Here is a 16568-nt window from a genome sequence, read left to right on the forward strand (position 1 = left end):
GTGCAGTGTTTTATTGAAAAGGTTGAATTATTTAAAATAATACTTCCTTCTGTATTTAAAAATCGTACCTGTTTTCGGTATTTGGCGCTGATTCAGAAATACATATCAATAATACTGCTTTTTTTTATACTGCGGAATATATTAGCTCATATTTTCCATAAAGTTGATGAGCAGCTGTACACCGTAACCCGTTGCGGCTTTTTCTTTTGCATAAGGAACAGGACCGAATGCCACACCCGCAATATCGAGATGCGCCCATCTTGGATGACCGCCTATAAACTGCTCCAGAAATTTTGCAGCCACTATACAGTCGCCTACAGGTTTCAGTGAAATATTCTTAAAATCCGCTACATCGGATTTGAAGTCTTCCTTCCAGATGTCCCACATCGGCATATTCCACAGGCGCTGGTTAGTACGGTCGCCAACGACCTGTAGTTGGTTGCCCAGTGCCTGATCATTAGTGAAGAGAGCACCGCAGGTTCCGCCGAACATCCTTACTGAACTTCCTGTAAGTGTAGCCAGGTCTATCATGATATCGGTTTTGTAATTGTCGGCCAGGTAAGAAAGCCCGTCTGCCAGCGTCATGCGGCCTTCCGCATCTGTGTTGATTACCTCAATGGTCTTGCCGTTATAGGCACGCACTACATCACTCGGAACATAGGCGCTGGCTGAAACTGCATTGTCTGTGATGGGTAGAACAGCGATGATGTTTACAGGAAGTTTCCGTTCCGCTGCCGTAATCATTGCTCCGATCACCGCAGTAGCACCGCCCATATCCGATTTCATATAGTGGAGATTGTCCGAAGATTTAATGGAAATTCCGCCTGTGTCGAAAAGTACGCATTTACCCACTAATCCCAGAGTCTTAGCCTCCGCAGTTCCACAGTTATATTCCAGGATTGTAAAAGCACAGTCCTGCACACTTCCCTGGTTTACGGACAGAAACGCGCCTAATCCTAACTTTTCGCATTGCTCGCGGTTAAATGAAATTTTCTTAAAACCATACTTCTCGGAGATCTCAGAAAGATATTGCAAAAGGTGATGTACTTTCTTGTGATTCTGAGGCTTGTTCAGCCATTCACGGCAGGCAAATTCACCTTCGCATAAAGCTTTTGCCTCAAAGGCGGCGGTTTCCAGGGCATCGGCAACTGTTTCTGCGATAAGCTCGAAACCTTCAGTAAAAAAGGGATGTTTACTTTCAAACGGATACTCGTACGTTCCAAGATACAGGCCTGTCAGTATCGGTTTTAGATTTTCACCCATACTGTTCATGCAGATCAGATTCGTAGTCTGTGGCTTTATCTTTTTGCGGAAATTCCACGAAAATTTCGCTGCTGTTTCCTGAATATCGAAGTCTTTTGGATCATCGCCAAGACCGATAAAAAATTTTACATCGTCCTCATTAACGGTGATGAAGGTTTCGCCTTTCTTTCCTGTAAACTGATCACCGGTTGATTTTCTGTACGTTGCGCCCAGCTCTTTCCAGTCCTTTTCAGTAGTGAAGATAAAGTGTTGGCTTATATTTTTCTGTTCTGCAAAAGATTTAATATTGATGCGCATATGCTGTATTTTGTTTTTAAACCGGATTAGTGCCGGCCGAAATGAATGATTAAGATTTAGGACTGGCTGATATCCTTCGTTTTGTCTGCCACTGCTCTTTCGGAGAGCTCTTTTGGATCTTCATGGGAGTCGAAGAAAAGCCATTCCACCGCACGCGGGAATTCCTGAGACCAGTAAAATTCCTGATGCCGGCCTTCGGGATTGAAGCTCAGTTTAAAATCAAACTGTACGGAATATTGGTTTTCTGACCCTTCCATCCGTTTTTCGAATTCGCGCATCCGTTCTGCCATATCGGCGCCTTCCTGCAGGCCGCCGTACATATATACTTTTGTGCTGTATGGCGATTTGAAATTCATCATTGGAAAATCATAATCGGGGTTCACCCACAGCGAGGGTGAAAAAATCATCAGTTTGGAATATACTTCAGGATATAGAAATCCACCGTAAATACTGATAAGCCCTCCGAGTGAACTGCCACCTATGCCTGTAAATTCGCGCTCCGACAGTGTTCGGTAGGTTGTATCAACAAAGGGTTTCAGAGTGTCTGCCAGGAAACGGACGTATTTTTTACCTTCGGCATTCTGTGCTATGGAGTCGGAGTCCAGAATGTACTCGCTGATGCGGTCCTGATGACCGTTTTCAATAGCAATGATGATGAGGTCGCCCCGTCCGTATTCAGCCAAAATAGACATTTTCCGATCAATCTCCCAGTTGCCGAACGGCGAACCTTCATGAAAAAGGTTCTGAGCATCCTGCAGATAAAGTACGGGGTAGCTGCGGTCTGTTTTATAGTAATTGTGCGGCAGCAGCGCCCATATTTTGCGTGTTTTGTCCAGCTGCGGTATCGCGAACTCTTCACTGATGAGTTCAATAATCGGAAAAAACTCATCCTTGAACGGTCCCCAGTTTGTGCGCCACTTCTCCACCATGTCATTGGTTTCATCGCCTTTTAAGGCCTTGCGGTTTCGGGTGATGTTGCCGTAACGGTCAATTTCCACATTTTCCCAGCCTCCTTTTGTAAACTTATACTCTATGTTGTCAGGAAGTAAATGCGCAGGAATATCAATGGAATAGGTGTCTGCTTCCAGTTTCTCCAGCATGAAATCCCCGTCCCGGGAATCCCAGTTATTGAAGTTTCCGGTTATGTATACGGGCCGCTCATCATTTTCGGCAGAAATCAGATTGAATTTCATCAGCATCAGTTACGGTATCAAAAGTAAATATAATTCGCCGTAAATTAACAAAGCGTTTCTCATACAGTTCCGCTTCTGTTTTGTGGCTGTACTTAGAAATTTAATGTGTAATTTTGAGAGAATATGCTTTAATTTGTATTCAGGCACCTTTACACACATTATACTCCCTTTTTATTATGCAGAATGTTCATCCTTACTCACGGTTCACCGAGCATGATATCTACCTTTTCCGCGAAGGGAAACATTACAGGCTGTACGATAAATTCGGCTCACACGAAGCTGAACTTGATGGTAAGGCCGGGACCTGTTTTTCACTCTGGGCTCCACATGCCGAGGAGGTTTCGGTAATAGCTGATTTTAACGGATGGGATTCTGAAAGGCATAGACTTTTGCCCAGGTGGGACGGCTCCGGTATTTGGGAGGGTTTTATTGCTGATGTAAAATGGGGTGCGCCTTACAAATATGGAATCCGGACAAAAACCGGTGCGCTGCTGGAAAAAAGCGATCCTTATGCCCTGAGTTTCGAGCAGAATGTACAGGCAGCATCACTTGTCTCTACCACCTGGTACGAGTGGAATGACTCTGAATGGATGTCGGGCAGACATAAAAACAACAGTCTGCAGGCGCCGATTTCTGTATATGAAATGCATTTGGGTTCGTGGATGCGCGGTACTGAAGACCCCGAACGTTTCCTGAGCTACCGCGAAATTGCTGAGCGACTGGTACCCTATATTAAAGAAATGGGTTTTACTCATGTGGAATTTATGCCCGTGATGGAGCACCCTTACGAGCCAAGCTGGGGTTACCAGATCACAGGCTTTTTTGCTGCGAATTCCCGTTTCGGAGCGCCGCAGGACCTTATGTTCCTGATTGATGAACTGCACAGAAATAATATAGGTGTCATACTGGACTGGGTGCCGTCGCACTTCCCGGGCGATGCCAACGGGCTTCATGTTTTTGACGGTACTTACCTCTATGAACATGAAGATCCACGCCAGGGCTTTCATCCGCAATGGAGCTCGTATCTGTTCAATTACGGCCGTCCCGAAGTAAAATCTTTTCTGATTTCCAACGCTATGTTTTGGCTGGACCGCTATCACGCCGACGGCCTGAGGGTAGATGCCGTTACGTCCATGCTCTACCTTGATTATGCACGTGAAGTGGGCGAGTGGATACCCAATTTGTTCGGAGGTAATGTAAATCTTGAAGCCAAGGAATTTCTGCAGGAATTCAATATTGCCGTTTACCGCGAGTTTCCGGAAATCCTTACCATTGCTGAGGAAAGTTCGGACTTTCCCCTGCTTACCACGCCTGTACATGACGGCGGAATCGGTTTCGGGATGAAGTGGATGATGGGTTGGATGCATGATACGCTGAAGTATTTTAAAGAGGACCCGGTTAACCGGAAATACGAACACAATAAAATTACATTTTCGTCGGCCTATGTTTTCAATGCAAACTATATGATGCCTCTGTCTCATGATGAAGTGGTGCATGGCAAGGCGAGTATGGTTTATAAGATGCCCGGCGACGAATGGCAGAAGTTTGCCAATCTCCGGGCACTTTACGCTTATATGTTCACGCATCCCGCAGCCAAGCTTCTTTTCATGGGAAATGAGTTTGCGCAAACCGCAGAATGGAAATTTGCTGCGTCACTGGACTGGCATTTGCTGGAGCACAACTATCATAAAGGGATGCAGCAGCTGGTTAAAGATCTGAACCGCCTTTACCGTAATGAACCTGCACTTTACAGCAGTCAGTTTGACCCTTCCGGGTTTGAATGGGTGGAAGCAAATGACGATGCGAACTCTGTTTTCGTATACTTGCGTAAAGGAAGGAAGGATGAAGAGGTATTGATGATTGTTTTAAATCTCACTCCCAATGTGCTGGACTATAAAATCGGCGTTAACGAAGGCACCTCCTGGGCAACCGTATTGAACACCGATGACCAAAAATATGGCGGCAGCGGGGCGCCGGCACTGGTAACAGATGAGGAAGATGATGAATGGATGTACCGGCCTAACGCAATCGTGTTAAGTTTGCCTCCGCTTGCGGCAGTGGTATTGCGGCAGCAGCAAAAAGTTTCTCCTCCCAATCGGCGGCGCACAATTAACAAATCTGATAAAACCCTAAATCCTTCGGAAAAGATGTCCTTACCAAAAAAAGAGAAAAGACCAGGTCTTTTTGCAGGCTCAGAAAGTACTGCAGATACAGAAAAGAAAATTGATGCTAAAACCATAGATTTTCAGCAGTCCAAAAAACCTGCACGTCAGCCCGCCGAACCAAAAGCGGGGAAATCAAAAAAAGAAACAACAAAAAAGAGTGTAGATAAAAAGTCTGACTCGGCGTTTATTTCCTCGAGTTCGGTGCTGGGCAGTAATACTGAACAGAAAATTGACGCCAAAACACTTGAGGCAAACCGGGATTCGGGCAACGGCGCGGAAACCTCTGCGGAAGGAGAAGTGATAAAACCTGTAAAGTCTGCGAAAACCGGTAGGAAAAAGTAGAGATTCCCGCGTGTTGCCGCAAAAGCTCTTTTAGCTTGAACTGTTATAATAAAACGAAAAAGTATATATGGATGTTTATCATCTTTCCATGGAATGTTTCCCGGTAGCCAAAGTGGGCGGACTGGCTGATGTGGTTGGAGCGCTGCCCAAATATCAGAATAAACTTCAGGGAGTTACCGCCAGGGTGGTGATCCCGTGGTATAATAAGCCCTACGTTCAAAATGGGAACTTTGAAACAGTCTTTGACGGATACATTTACCAGGCACCTAACCAACTGCGGGTTCACGTTCTGAAAGAAGAGAATGATACGCTCGGCTTCGAACTGTACCTTGTGCAGGTACCAGGTCTGCTGGACCGCGACAATCCGTACGGTTATCACGATGAAAGCTATCAGTTCCTGGCCTTTCAGCACGCGGTGCTTCACTGGTTAGCTACGGCCAAAATACGTCCGGACGTTCTGCACTGTCACGATTATCATACCGGACTTGTGCCGTTTATGATAGAAAACTGTCCGGAATTCTATTTTTTGAAAGGTGTTAAAACCATTGGTACCATCCATAACGGCGAGTACCAGGGCCAGATGAGGTGGGAAATGCTTGATTATTTTCCGTGGATTGACGGCAGCACCGATTTGCGCATTCTGGACTGGGATGGTTATATCAATCCACTGGCTACCATGATCAAATGCTGCCATGCCTTCAATGCAGTTTCAGGAGGTTACCTTGCTGAACTTTATCAGAATTTCAGAGGTTTGGAAAATCTTGTACAGCAGGAACATCAGAAAGCGTTTGGCATCATCAACGGTATTGATACTGAGGTTTGGGATCCGGTCACAGATATGTATCTTGATGATAACTTCAGCGCAGCTAATGCGGGTCAGGGCAAATGGGAAAATAAAAAGAAACTCTGTGCAGAATACGGTCTGAATCCGGATTTACCGCTGTTTGGATTCATTGGCCGTTTTGCCGCCGAAAAGGGAGCAGATCTGCTGCCTGATATTGTTGTCCAGAGTATTCAGCAAACAAACGGGGCCTTAAACATCATCATTTTAGGTTCAGGTGAAAGTCATACTGAAAACAGGCTGAGCGAACTGGCCATGATTTTTTCCAATTTTGCTCTGGATCTTGGTTACAAGGAGTACCTGTCTCATAAGATATATGCCTCTGCCGACTTCCTTCTTATGCCCTCGCGCGTAGAGCCCTGCGGACTGAACCAGATGTACGCCATGCGCTACGGTACTGTTCCAATTGTAAGGTACACCGGTGGTTTGCGTGATACAGTACAGGATATTTCTACGGGCGGAGCCGGTCTTAATTTCGGTGAGGCTACTGCCGATGCTGCGGTACATGCAATGAAAAGGGCTGTTCATATTTATCATGACCATGAACTTATGCAGCATCTGATCAGTACTAACATGAATTTCGATTTCTCATGGGACAAATCTGCGGGAAATTATGTAGATTTATACAGAAAATAGGTTCGCAGGAACTACAGGCTGAATAAGATTCAGCATCAAAAAAAATATAAATATGAAAGCAAATGTAATATCGATCGTTTTGGGAGGTGGTCGCGGTACCCGTCTCTTTCCTTTAACGGATTCCCGTTCAAAACCTGCAGTGCCGATTGCAGGTAAGTACCGGCTGGTTGATATTCCAATCTCTAACTGCCTCAATTCCGGCTACAATAAAATTCTGGTACTTACACAGTTTAATTCAGCTTCGCTGAATTCACATATCAAGAACTCCTATCATTTTGATATTTTCAGCAAAGGCTTTGTTGATATTCTTGCCGCCGAGCAGAACGTGGGAAATGAAAACTGGTATCAGGGCACCGCAGATGCGGTGCGTCAGTCCATGAAACATCTTAGCAAGTACGACTACGACTATATTCTGGTACTTTCGGGCGACCAGCTTTACCAGATGAACTTCCGCCAGATGATTGATTTTCACTGTGAAAATGAGGCGGATATAACTATTGCAACCATTCCGGTAAATGCGAAGGATGCGCCGGGATTTGGCATCCTGAAATCAGATGAGAACGGAGACATTACCTCATTTATTGAAAAACCGTCGCCGGAAATGCTGGCGGACTGGAAATCCGAGGTTTCCGAGAAAAGCCACAGTGAAGGTAAGGACTATCTGGCCTCAATGGGCATCTATGTTTTCAGCAAGAACGTTCTACGCACTTTATTCGAGGAAAATTCAGGCGATGATTTCGGAAAGGACATCATCCCGGCTTCGATTGGCAAACTGAAGACCCTAAGCTATCAGTACGAAGGTTACTGGACGGATATCGGGACTACTGAAAGTTTTTACGAGGCCAATATTGACCTTTGTCAGGACTTCCCAAAGTTTAATCTCTTCAGTACATCACCCATTTTTACTCGGGCACGTATGCTGCCACCGTCAAAGATTATGGGCTCATATGTGAGCAAAGCGGTCTTCGGTGACGGCTGTATCGTAATGGCTGATAAGATTGAAAATTCAATTGTGGGGAACCGTACCAGGATCGATAAAGGAAGTACCGTGGTGAACTCTTATATTATGGGATCCGACTATTACCAGCCTACAGATGAAATAGTTAAAAATGACCAGGAGGGCAGGCCTAATTTAGGTATCGGAAAATACTGTTATATAGACAGGACAATTATTGATAAAAACTGTGCTATCGGTGATAATGTGAGGATTATCGGCGGTCATCACATCCCTGACGGTGATTTTGAAACCCATTCCATCAAAGAAGGTATTGTGGTTCTGAAGAAAGGCGCAGTGATTCCCGCCGGCACGCATATCCCGTAACCTTACTTAAACCTTTCAACCTGAAAGTGCGACACGGTGCCTCTGTACCGCTTTTAGTGCGTTTTATGTGGGATCGCATTAGAGGCTGAATTCTGAGTTATCAGATGCCTTAAAAAAATACCTATTTTTGCGCATGCGTTTTATTAAGTTCGGTTTACTCATCACCATATTGGTGCTCGCAATCTATGCTGCTGTGATGTACAGCCTCGTAGATGAAAGTAACAGTTTCACAATAGAAAAGGAAATTAATTATCCAGTGGAGAAAGTGTATCCACAGTTTAACCAGCTGCAGAATTTCACGCGCTGGAATGATTATTTTTCTTCCTCACGTACAATGCGGATTGAATACTACAAACCTTACGAAGGAAAGGGAGCGGCCATCAGTTTTGATGATCCGAAAAATGAAAAATCCGGCGAGCTTTTCATCCGCTACCATAATCCCGACCGCACACTTAGGATGCAGGTGTTTGAAGGTGAAGAAAGCAATCCAACACTCGTGGATGTTAAATTTGTAAAAGCCGGTCCCGAACAGACCCGCATTATCTGGAATATACATACGCCGAAACGCAAACTGCTGTCAAGAATTACAAATCTGTGGACAGAGGACGAATTCACTGAAAACCTGAACCGAAGCATGGCTAACCTCAATGCTTTACTGGGAAATAAAGTGGAAAAAGAGTATCTGATCAGCAGTATTAAATATGACAGCCTGATGGTGGAGAAGCAGGAGGGGCAACTGCTCCTGGGTATCAATGTCTCGGCTACCAATACCAGGGAAGCGCTGTTCCGCAATATTGTGATGAACCACAACAAGGTGTATAACTTTGTACTGAATGATCTGGACAAGCGTGAGGATGAATTTGGCTATGCAGTATTAGTAACGGGTGCAGACAATTATAAGGACAAGGATGTTTCCTATTTTTTAGGTATTCCCCTTTCAAAAAGAGTGGGAGTTTCGGACAACAGTTTTTCATTCAGAACCATAAATGAAACTCAGTCGTACGTGATTTATTATCAAGGTTCGTACAGTGGCAGGGTCGGTTCAATTCAAAAACTGCTTCAGAATGCCAAAAAGGAAAATGTACGGTACGGAGACATTCAGCAGGTATTTTTGGAGGTTCCTGAAAGCGAAAACAGTGTCCGTATCAAACTGATTTTGCCGGTTTTCAGGTAACGGACTGCGCTATACCGGTGCGATAGATAAATTTGATTGAAAGCGGTTTACAAGTCGCTTTTTTTTATTAAATTTGACGTTTATATTTTATTATAAACACTAACACAGATTTACTGTCATAATGGATAAATTTTCATTCCTGAACGCTGCTCATTCGCAGTTAATTGAAGACCTGTACCAACAATATCTAAAATATCCCGATTCTGTAGAACCCTCCTGGAAATCATTTTTTCAGGGCTTTGATTTTGCGCTGGAAAACTATGCTGATGATGATTCTTCAGCTGCTCCGGCAATGTCCGCAAATTCGGCGGCAGTTTCCAATGCAGCCGCAGGTACAGAAATTCCGGAAGACATTAAAAAAGAGTTCAAGGTTCTCAATCTGATTGAAGCTTACAGACACCGCGGACATCTGTTTACAAATACCAATCCTGTACGCGAAAGAAGACATTATGAACCGACTCTTGATATCGAGAATTTCGGACTTACCCAGGCTGACCTCAATGTAAAGTTCAATTCGGCAGCGGAAACCGGACTTAGCGGTGCGGCTACTCTTCAGCAGATCATCGATCACCTCCGGAAAATCTACTGCGAATCCATCGGTGTGGAATATATGCACATCAACAACGTGGACGAGAAAAAATTTATCCGCGAATGGCTGCAGGTTAACGAAAATCATGCGAAACTATCCGCCGAAGAGAAAACTGAAATCCTGCATAAGCTTAACCAGGCTGTTGCATTCGAAAATTATCTTCACACCAAGTTTGTAGGTCAGAAAAGGTTTTCACTGGAAGGTGGCGAATCTTTGATCCCTGCTCTTGACCAGCTTATCAGCCGCTCCTCACAATTGGGCGTGGACGAAGTTGTACTGGGTATGGCACACCGTGGCCGTCTGAACGTACTTACCAATATCTTCGGGAAGTCTTATAAGCAGATTTTTTCTGAATTTGAGGGTAAAGAATTTGAGGAAGATGTATTCTCCGGTGATGTGAAATACCACTTAGGCTCATCCAAAAAAGTAAAAACAGCTTCCGGTGAGGAAGTTTCTATAAACCTTACGCCAAACCCATCGCACCTGGAAACAGTTGCCGCTTTGGTTGAAGGGATCTGCCGCGCCAAGGTAGATGACAAATACAAAGACTACAAAAAAGTCCTGCCAATCGTAATTCATGGCGATGGAGCGATTGCAGGTCAGGGTATCGTATATGAAATTGCTCAGATGATGACGCTGGAAGGATACAAAACCGGCGGAACTGTTCATATCGTAGTAAACAATCAGGTTTCCTTTACAACTAACTACCTGGATGCACGTTCATCCACCTACTGTACAGATATCGCAAAAGTGACCGAGTCTCCTGTAATGCACATTAATGCTGATGATGTGGAGGCTGTTGTTCATGCCATGCGTTTCGCGGCCGATTTCCGTGCTCAGTTTGGAAAAGATGTTTACATAGATCTTCTAGGATACAGAAAATACGGTCATAACGAAGGCGATGAGCCACGTTTCACCCAGCCTAATCTGTATAAATCCATTTCCAAGCACCCTAATCCAAGGGAAATTTACAAAGCAGAACTTATTAAAGAGAATATAGTTTCTGATGAAGTTCTGAAGAAAATGGAAACCGAGTTCAAGGCACTCCTTGATGAGGATTTTGATGCTTCGAAGGAAATTGAAAGAAACACGATGGACATCTTCATGGAGGATGACTGGAAAGCTTTTCCTATATGTCCAAGAGGGGCTATGCAGAATTCTGTAGATACTACCTATGATCTGGGTCAGCTGAAAGAACTTGCCATTAAGATGTCCACACTTCCTTCAGACAAGAAGTTCATCAACAAAATTACACGTCTTTACGAAACCCGTAAGAAGATGATTGAAGCCAATTCCCTGGACTGGGCTCTTGGCGAATGGTTGGCGTATGCCACACTGCTAACCGAAGGCAATAATGTACGTATATCCGGCGAAGATGTGGAAAGAGGAACCTTCTCCCACCGTCACGCAGTGGTTAAAACCGAGGATACAGAAGAGGAATTCATTCCGCTGAGACATATCTCTGACAGCAGGTTCGATGTGTATAACTCGCATCTGTCTGAATATGCCGTTTTAGGTTACGATTACGGATATGCAATGGCATCTCCAAATACACTTACGGTCTGGGAAGCTCAGTTTGGTGACTTTGTCAATGGTGCGCAGATCATAGTAGACCAGTATCTGGCTGCAGCTGAAGAAAAATGGAAAATACAGAACGGTCTGGTGATGCTGCTGCCTCACGGGTCCGAAGGTCAGGGTGCCGAACACTCTTCTGCACGTCTCGAACGTTTCCTTACCCTTTGTGCAAACGAAAATATGATCGTTGCCAACTGTACCACTCCGGCAAACTATTTCCACCTGCTCAGGAGACAGCTGAAGTTTAACTTCCGCAAGCCTCTGGTGGTGATGACTCCAAAGTCTCTGCTAAGACATCCGCGCGTAGTATCTCCATTGGAAGATCTGGCTCAGGGAAGCTTCCAGCCAATTCTGGATGATACACAGGCTGATGCGTCAAAAGTGGAAAAACTTGTACTTTGTTCCGGTAAACTTTATTATGAGCTGCTGACCAAAAAAGAAGAATTGGCCTGCGAAAATATAGCCCTCGTAAGACTTGAACAGCTTTATCCGCTTCAGCAGGATAAAGTAGATGAGGTCCTTGAGAAATACAGCAACCGCAAACAGGTTATCTGGGTTCAGGAAGAACCGGAAAATATGGGCGCATGGTCTTATATACTCAGGAATTTCCGTTCTCATGGTATTGAGGTTATAGCACCGGTACAAAGCGGAACACCTGCACCGGGAAGCCACAAAATGTTCGAAAGAAACCAGGCAACTATCATAAACAGGGTTTTTGACCGCCAGGATGAACCTTCAAAAAGACCGGTAACTGCCTAATCGATTAAAAAATTAACAAAAATATCAACGATGTCAATATTAGAAATGAAAGTTCCCTCCCCGGGAGAATCCATCACCGAAGTTGAAATTGCAACCTGGTTGGTTCAGGACGGCGATTATGTAGAAAAAGACCAGCCTATTGCAGAAGTAGATTCCGATAAAGCAACATTGGAACTCCCTGCAGAGCAGAGCGGTATTATTACACTGAAAGCTGAGGAGGGGGAAGTTGTTCAGGTTGGACAGGTTGTTTGCCTTATTGATGTAGATGCGGCTAAGCCTGCATCTGATGCGCCGGTTGCTGCGGAAAACGCACAGGCACCACAGGCAGAACAGAAAACCGTTGAAAAACCGGAAATTGTACAGGAAGCTAAGAAAGAAGAGAAACCTGCTGCTGCATCTTATGCCGCGGGAACTCCGTCTCCTGCCGCCAAGAAAATTCTGGATGAAAAAGGTATGACGTCCACGCAGGTATCCGGTACCGGCAAAGATGGCAGGATTACAAAACAGGATGCAGAAACTGCTGCAGTCCCTGCAATGGGGTCAGCATCAGCTGGTGGAAGCCGCGCGGCCAGCAGGACCAAACTTTCCATGTTGAGAAGGAAACTGGCAGTAAGACTTGTTTCTGTAAAGAATGAAACAGCAATGCTTACTACCTTCAACGAGGTGGACATGTCTGAAATCTTCAGAATCAGAAAGCAGTACAAAGATGAATTCAGCCAGAAGCACGGTGTTGGTTTAGGCTTTATGTCTTTCTTTACCAAAGCAGTTACCCGTGCACTTCAGATGTATCCGGATGTTAATGCATCAATTGACGGTGATTTCAAGACAAATTATGAATTCTGCGATATCTCGATTGCTGTTTCAGGTCCAAAAGGACTTATGGTTCCCGTATTGAGGAATGCTGAAAATATGACTTTCAGAGGTGTTGAGGCCAATATTAAATCTTTAGCTGATAAGGTTAGAGAAGGAGGCATCAGTGTAGACGAAATGACCGGCGGTACCTTCACAATTACCAATGGCGGTGTATTCGGTTCCATGCTTTCCACACCTATTATTAACCCACCACAGTCTGCAATCCTGGGAATGCACAACATTATCCAGCGTCCTGTAGCTGTAGACGGGCAGGTGGTTATCCGTCCGATGATGTATCTTGCCATGTCTTACGACCACAGAATCATTGACGGCAGAGAATCAGTAGGTTTCCTTGTTGCAGTGAAAGAAGGTATTGACAATCCTGTAGAACACCTTATGAACGGAGACGAAAGAAAGGCTCTTGAACTTTAGGGTATCAGTGAAAACCATTAAATATTAAATCCCGCCAGATAAAGGCGGGATTTTTGTAATATATGTTGAAAGTAATAATTATGTATTCAAAAATTACTTCTGAAATTAAGGTAACCGTATTACCTGAATATGATGCGAAAAACAGTTTCCCCTCGGATAACCGTTTTGTTTTCCGCTACAATATTACCATTGAAAATTTGAGTACCCATCCGGTACAAATCCTGAAAAGACAATGGCTTATTTATGATGTCGGATTTGGCTTTACCGAGGTTAACGGTGATGGCGTCATAGGCCTGACGCCGGAGATTGCGATAGGTGAGGAGTTCAAATATTTCTCTAATGTGATGATTCGGTCAGGTGTTGGGAATATGACCGGCAAGTATTACTGTATAAATACTGAAACCGGCGAGCCCATTGAAATTGAAATCCCCAAATTTAACCTGATGGCGCAGGTCCTGAGTAATTAGGATTCGTAAATTTTACAGAATTTTTATACTTTTCTTCATTACCTCATGAATTTCGTCGTTTCGCGTGACCATCAGATTGTTAAAGGCCAGCAGTGACAGTTTCGCACATACCTCCGCATCATCTCCGGCACGGTGGTGGTTGAATGAAAGTTGGTGCTGTTCCGCCAGACTTTTCAAACCGTATTTCGGCAGGTTTTTCCATGATTTCTTGGCCAGCGATATGCTGCACAGGTAGTTCAGTTTTGGCTTGAAGAATCCATAGTAATCGAGGCAGCTGCGTAATACACCGGCATCAAAAGACGCGTTGTGCGCAATCATAAGATTTCCGTACATCAGATTTTCTGCCTCATGCCAGATATCCTCAAAAGTAGGGGAGTCCTGTACATCCTCAGGCGTGATGCCGTGCACATCAATATTCCGCGGATGAAAATAGGGAAAACTGGGAGGCTTTATCAGCCAGGTCTGCGTTTTAATAATTTCGCCGTTTTCTACCACACTGATGCCCATTTCACAGGCAGAATTTCTTTCATGTGTAGCGGTTTCAAAATCTATCGCGCAAAAATCAATCATATAGTTAAAATGTATTCACTTACCGTTATGGCTTTTCCTGAAGTATAGTCTGGAGTTCCTGCTGATATAATTCAGATTTTGACAGGTCGTCATGATGTCCATCGCCTATTTCAATAAATTTCTTGGGAAGGTGAGGATGCGCAGATTCGAAAAGTTCAAATAGCTTTTTACCGGAACGCAGCGGCACTGTTCGGTCCTTTGTCCCGTGAAATTGATAAAGGGGCGAAGACACTTGCTTTATTATTCTGTTTGAAAGAAAATGATAAGTCATCTTCGGCGAAACCCTGTCCGTAACTTTACCGGGAAGCCATTGGTTCACCACATCCTGCAAATTGTAAAAGGCAGCTTCCAGAATCACAGCTTTGGGATTATTGTCGGCACCTGTTTTTACAGCGAAAGCTCCACCCAGGCTACGGCCGTAGACCACAGTCCTGTCTTCGCCATACATTTCTCTGGCATAATCATATACAAACTGTGCATCAGCATACAGGACCTTCTCACTGCGGGGACCGGTACTTTTGCCGTATCCGCGGTAATCCATTAACAAAACATCATATCCGTAGGAGGTTAACTCTTTGGCGATATTTCCCCAGCGGCTCAGATTGTCTGCGTTGCCATGGTAGTAAACAATAATGCCGTGCGGCTGCTGCACCCGGAAATGAAGTGCGTTAATCAGGCCCTCATACGGGGTTTCCCAAAAGTGCTCGTCAAAAGGAACATCAAAATCAAATTGATATTCTTTTGCCAAAGGTGTAGGCAGAAAAACCACCTTTTCCTGGAAATACTGGAGCAATTTGGTCATACTGGATTTACGTTAGTCTCTCGTGATCAGGATTTTATCGACCCGCTGTCCGTCCTTATCTATGATCTCCAGTTCCAGGTCCTCAATACGGATTTTGTCGCCCACGTTGGCGGTGCCGCCGTTTTCGCTAAGGAACAGACCAACCATTGTAGTATAGTGGTCACGGTTGTCAAATTCATAGTCAAGGTCAAAGTATTTCAGGAACTCAACAATCGGAAACTGCCCGTCGGCCAGCCAGGAGTTTTGGTCTCTTTCAGTTATGCGGTAGTCAAAATAATCTTCAGTTACCGTATCGCCAACCAGCGCATCAAGAACATCATCCAACGTAACGATACCCACTGTATTTCCATACTCATCTATTACAATGCCGTAATGATTTTTCTGTTTCCTGAAAAGCTCCAGCACTTTATAGGCGTAATAGTTTTCATTAAGGTAAACCGGCTGCTTCAGGTATTTTTCCAGACTGAATGTTTCAGGATTGTCTATTGGGAAAAGGTCCTTCAGCAATACAATTCCGAGGATGTCATCAAGGTTATTTCCCCGGGTTACAGGATAGGCCGCATGTTTATCATTACGGATGGCGGCCATGATCTCTTCCAGACTGTCTTCGACGCTGAAAAAGGTCATCGCGGTTCTGTGAGTAAGGAGGGTGTTGATCTTTCGGTCGCCGAGTTCGAACACCCGCTCTACAATATTATGCTCTATCTGCTCTATTTCTCCTTCCTGCGCACTTTCTCTTACGATAGATTTAATTTCCTCTTCGGTGATGATACTGTCGGAATTACTCTTTATCCCTAAAAGCTTCAATATAAGATTGTTTGATGTGCTCAGCAGCCATACAAACGGCGAGGTAATCTTAGACAGAAGGTCCATTGGTTTGGCTACCATCGTAATTATGCGCTCCGGGAAAGTCATTGCAATCCGCTTAGGTAACAGTTCACCGAGAAGGATAGACAGGTAAGTAATGAAAACTACGATACCGGTTGTAGCGAGCGGCTTGGAATAAGCTTCCAGGGCTGGGATTTTTGCAAGAAAGTTCTGGAAATCCGTGGTCAGGTTCTCGCCCGAATAGACCCCGAGAAGAATTCCTATAAGCGTAATACCAATTTGCACGGTTGACAGAAACCTGGTCGGATTTTCGGATAGCTGCAGTGCTTTTTTTGCGCCACTGCTTCCTTTTTTACCGGCATTTTCGAGTTTAAACTTTCGTGAAGAGACCAATGACATCTCGGACATTGAAAATATGCCGTTAAGCAGAACAAGTAAGACTATGATGAGGAGCTCCATTCA

12 protein-coding genes are annotated in these 16568 nt (G+C 44.5%); 7 read left to right on the top strand and 5 right to left on the bottom strand.

The window, feature by feature from the left end:
- Window positions 1–141: 141 nt before the first annotated feature.
- Window positions 142–1560, bottom strand: a complete 1419-nt coding sequence (locus H1R16_RS10790; RefSeq protein WP_181886541.1) for a leucyl aminopeptidase family protein — start codon at window positions 1558–1560, stop codon at window positions 142–144.
- A 56-nt stretch (window positions 1561–1616) separates the two neighbouring features.
- Window positions 1617–2753, bottom strand: coding sequence for an alpha/beta hydrolase-fold protein (locus tag H1R16_RS10795; protein ID WP_181886540.1), 1137 nt, complete (start codon window positions 2751–2753; stop codon window positions 1617–1619).
- A gap of 176 nt (window positions 2754–2929) precedes the next feature.
- Between H1R16_RS10795 and glgB the strand changes: the two genes are divergently transcribed.
- The 7 genes from glgB to apaG all read left to right on the top strand — a co-directional run bounded on the left by glgB (window position 2930) and on the right by apaG (window position 13906).
- On the top strand, window positions 2930–5260 hold the full coding sequence (glgB, locus tag H1R16_RS10800) for a 1,4-alpha-glucan branching protein GlgB (RefSeq protein ID WP_181886539.1): 2331 nt from the start codon (window positions 2930–2932) through the stop codon (window positions 5258–5260).
- Between the two features lie 67 nt (window positions 5261–5327).
- Window positions 5328–6737 carry a glycogen synthase gene (locus H1R16_RS10805; RefSeq protein ID WP_181886538.1) on the top strand — a complete coding sequence of 470 codons (1410 nt, stop codon included), beginning with the start codon at window positions 5328–5330 and terminating at the stop codon, window positions 6735–6737.
- A gap of 52 nt (window positions 6738–6789) precedes the next feature.
- The gene (locus H1R16_RS10810; RefSeq protein ID WP_181886537.1) at window positions 6790–8058 is read left to right on the top strand and encodes a glucose-1-phosphate adenylyltransferase; all 1269 of its coding nucleotides are present in this window, start codon (window positions 6790–6792) and stop codon (window positions 8056–8058) included.
- Window positions 8059–8191: 133 nt separating this feature from the next.
- On the top strand, window positions 8192–9232 hold the full coding sequence (locus H1R16_RS10815) for an SRPBCC family protein (protein WP_181886536.1): 1041 nt from the start codon (window positions 8192–8194) through the stop codon (window positions 9230–9232).
- 121 nt (window positions 9233–9353) lie between these two features.
- Window positions 9354–12155, top strand: coding sequence for a 2-oxoglutarate dehydrogenase E1 component (locus H1R16_RS10820; RefSeq protein WP_181886535.1), 2802 nt, complete (start codon window positions 9354–9356; stop codon window positions 12153–12155).
- Window positions 12156–12185: 30 nt separating this feature from the next.
- Complete coding sequence (odhB, locus tag H1R16_RS10825; protein ID WP_181886534.1) at window positions 12186–13439, top strand: 2-oxoglutarate dehydrogenase complex dihydrolipoyllysine-residue succinyltransferase; 1254 nt, start codon at window positions 12186–12188, stop codon at window positions 13437–13439.
- Window positions 13440–13519: 80 nt separating this feature from the next.
- The gene (gene apaG / locus H1R16_RS10830; RefSeq protein ID WP_181886533.1) at window positions 13520–13906 is read left to right on the top strand and encodes a Co2+/Mg2+ efflux protein ApaG; all 387 of its coding nucleotides are present in this window, start codon (window positions 13520–13522) and stop codon (window positions 13904–13906) included.
- Between the two features lie 12 nt (window positions 13907–13918).
- On the opposite strand, the gene H1R16_RS10835 is transcribed toward apaG, so the two are convergent.
- From H1R16_RS10835 to H1R16_RS10845, 3 genes are read right to left on the bottom strand one after another with little or no spacing between them, the layout of a single operon-like run.
- Complete coding sequence (locus H1R16_RS10835; protein WP_187350424.1) at window positions 13919–14476, bottom strand: 3'-5' exonuclease; 558 nt, start codon at window positions 14474–14476, stop codon at window positions 13919–13921.
- A gap of 25 nt (window positions 14477–14501) precedes the next feature.
- A complete protein-coding gene (locus H1R16_RS10840; RefSeq protein ID WP_181886532.1) occupies window positions 14502–15278 on the bottom strand; it encodes an alpha/beta hydrolase in 777 nt (258 codons plus the stop codon).
- 12 nt (window positions 15279–15290) lie between these two features.
- Window positions 15291–16565 carry a hemolysin family protein gene (locus H1R16_RS10845; protein WP_181886531.1) on the bottom strand — a complete coding sequence of 425 codons (1275 nt, stop codon included), beginning with the start codon at window positions 16563–16565 and terminating at the stop codon, window positions 15291–15293.
- Window positions 16566–16568 lie beyond the last annotated feature (3 nt).

This window comes from Marnyiella aurantia (genome assembly GCF_014041915.1).
Taxonomy (GTDB): Bacteria; Bacteroidota; Bacteroidia; order Flavobacteriales; family Weeksellaceae; genus Marnyiella; species Marnyiella aurantia.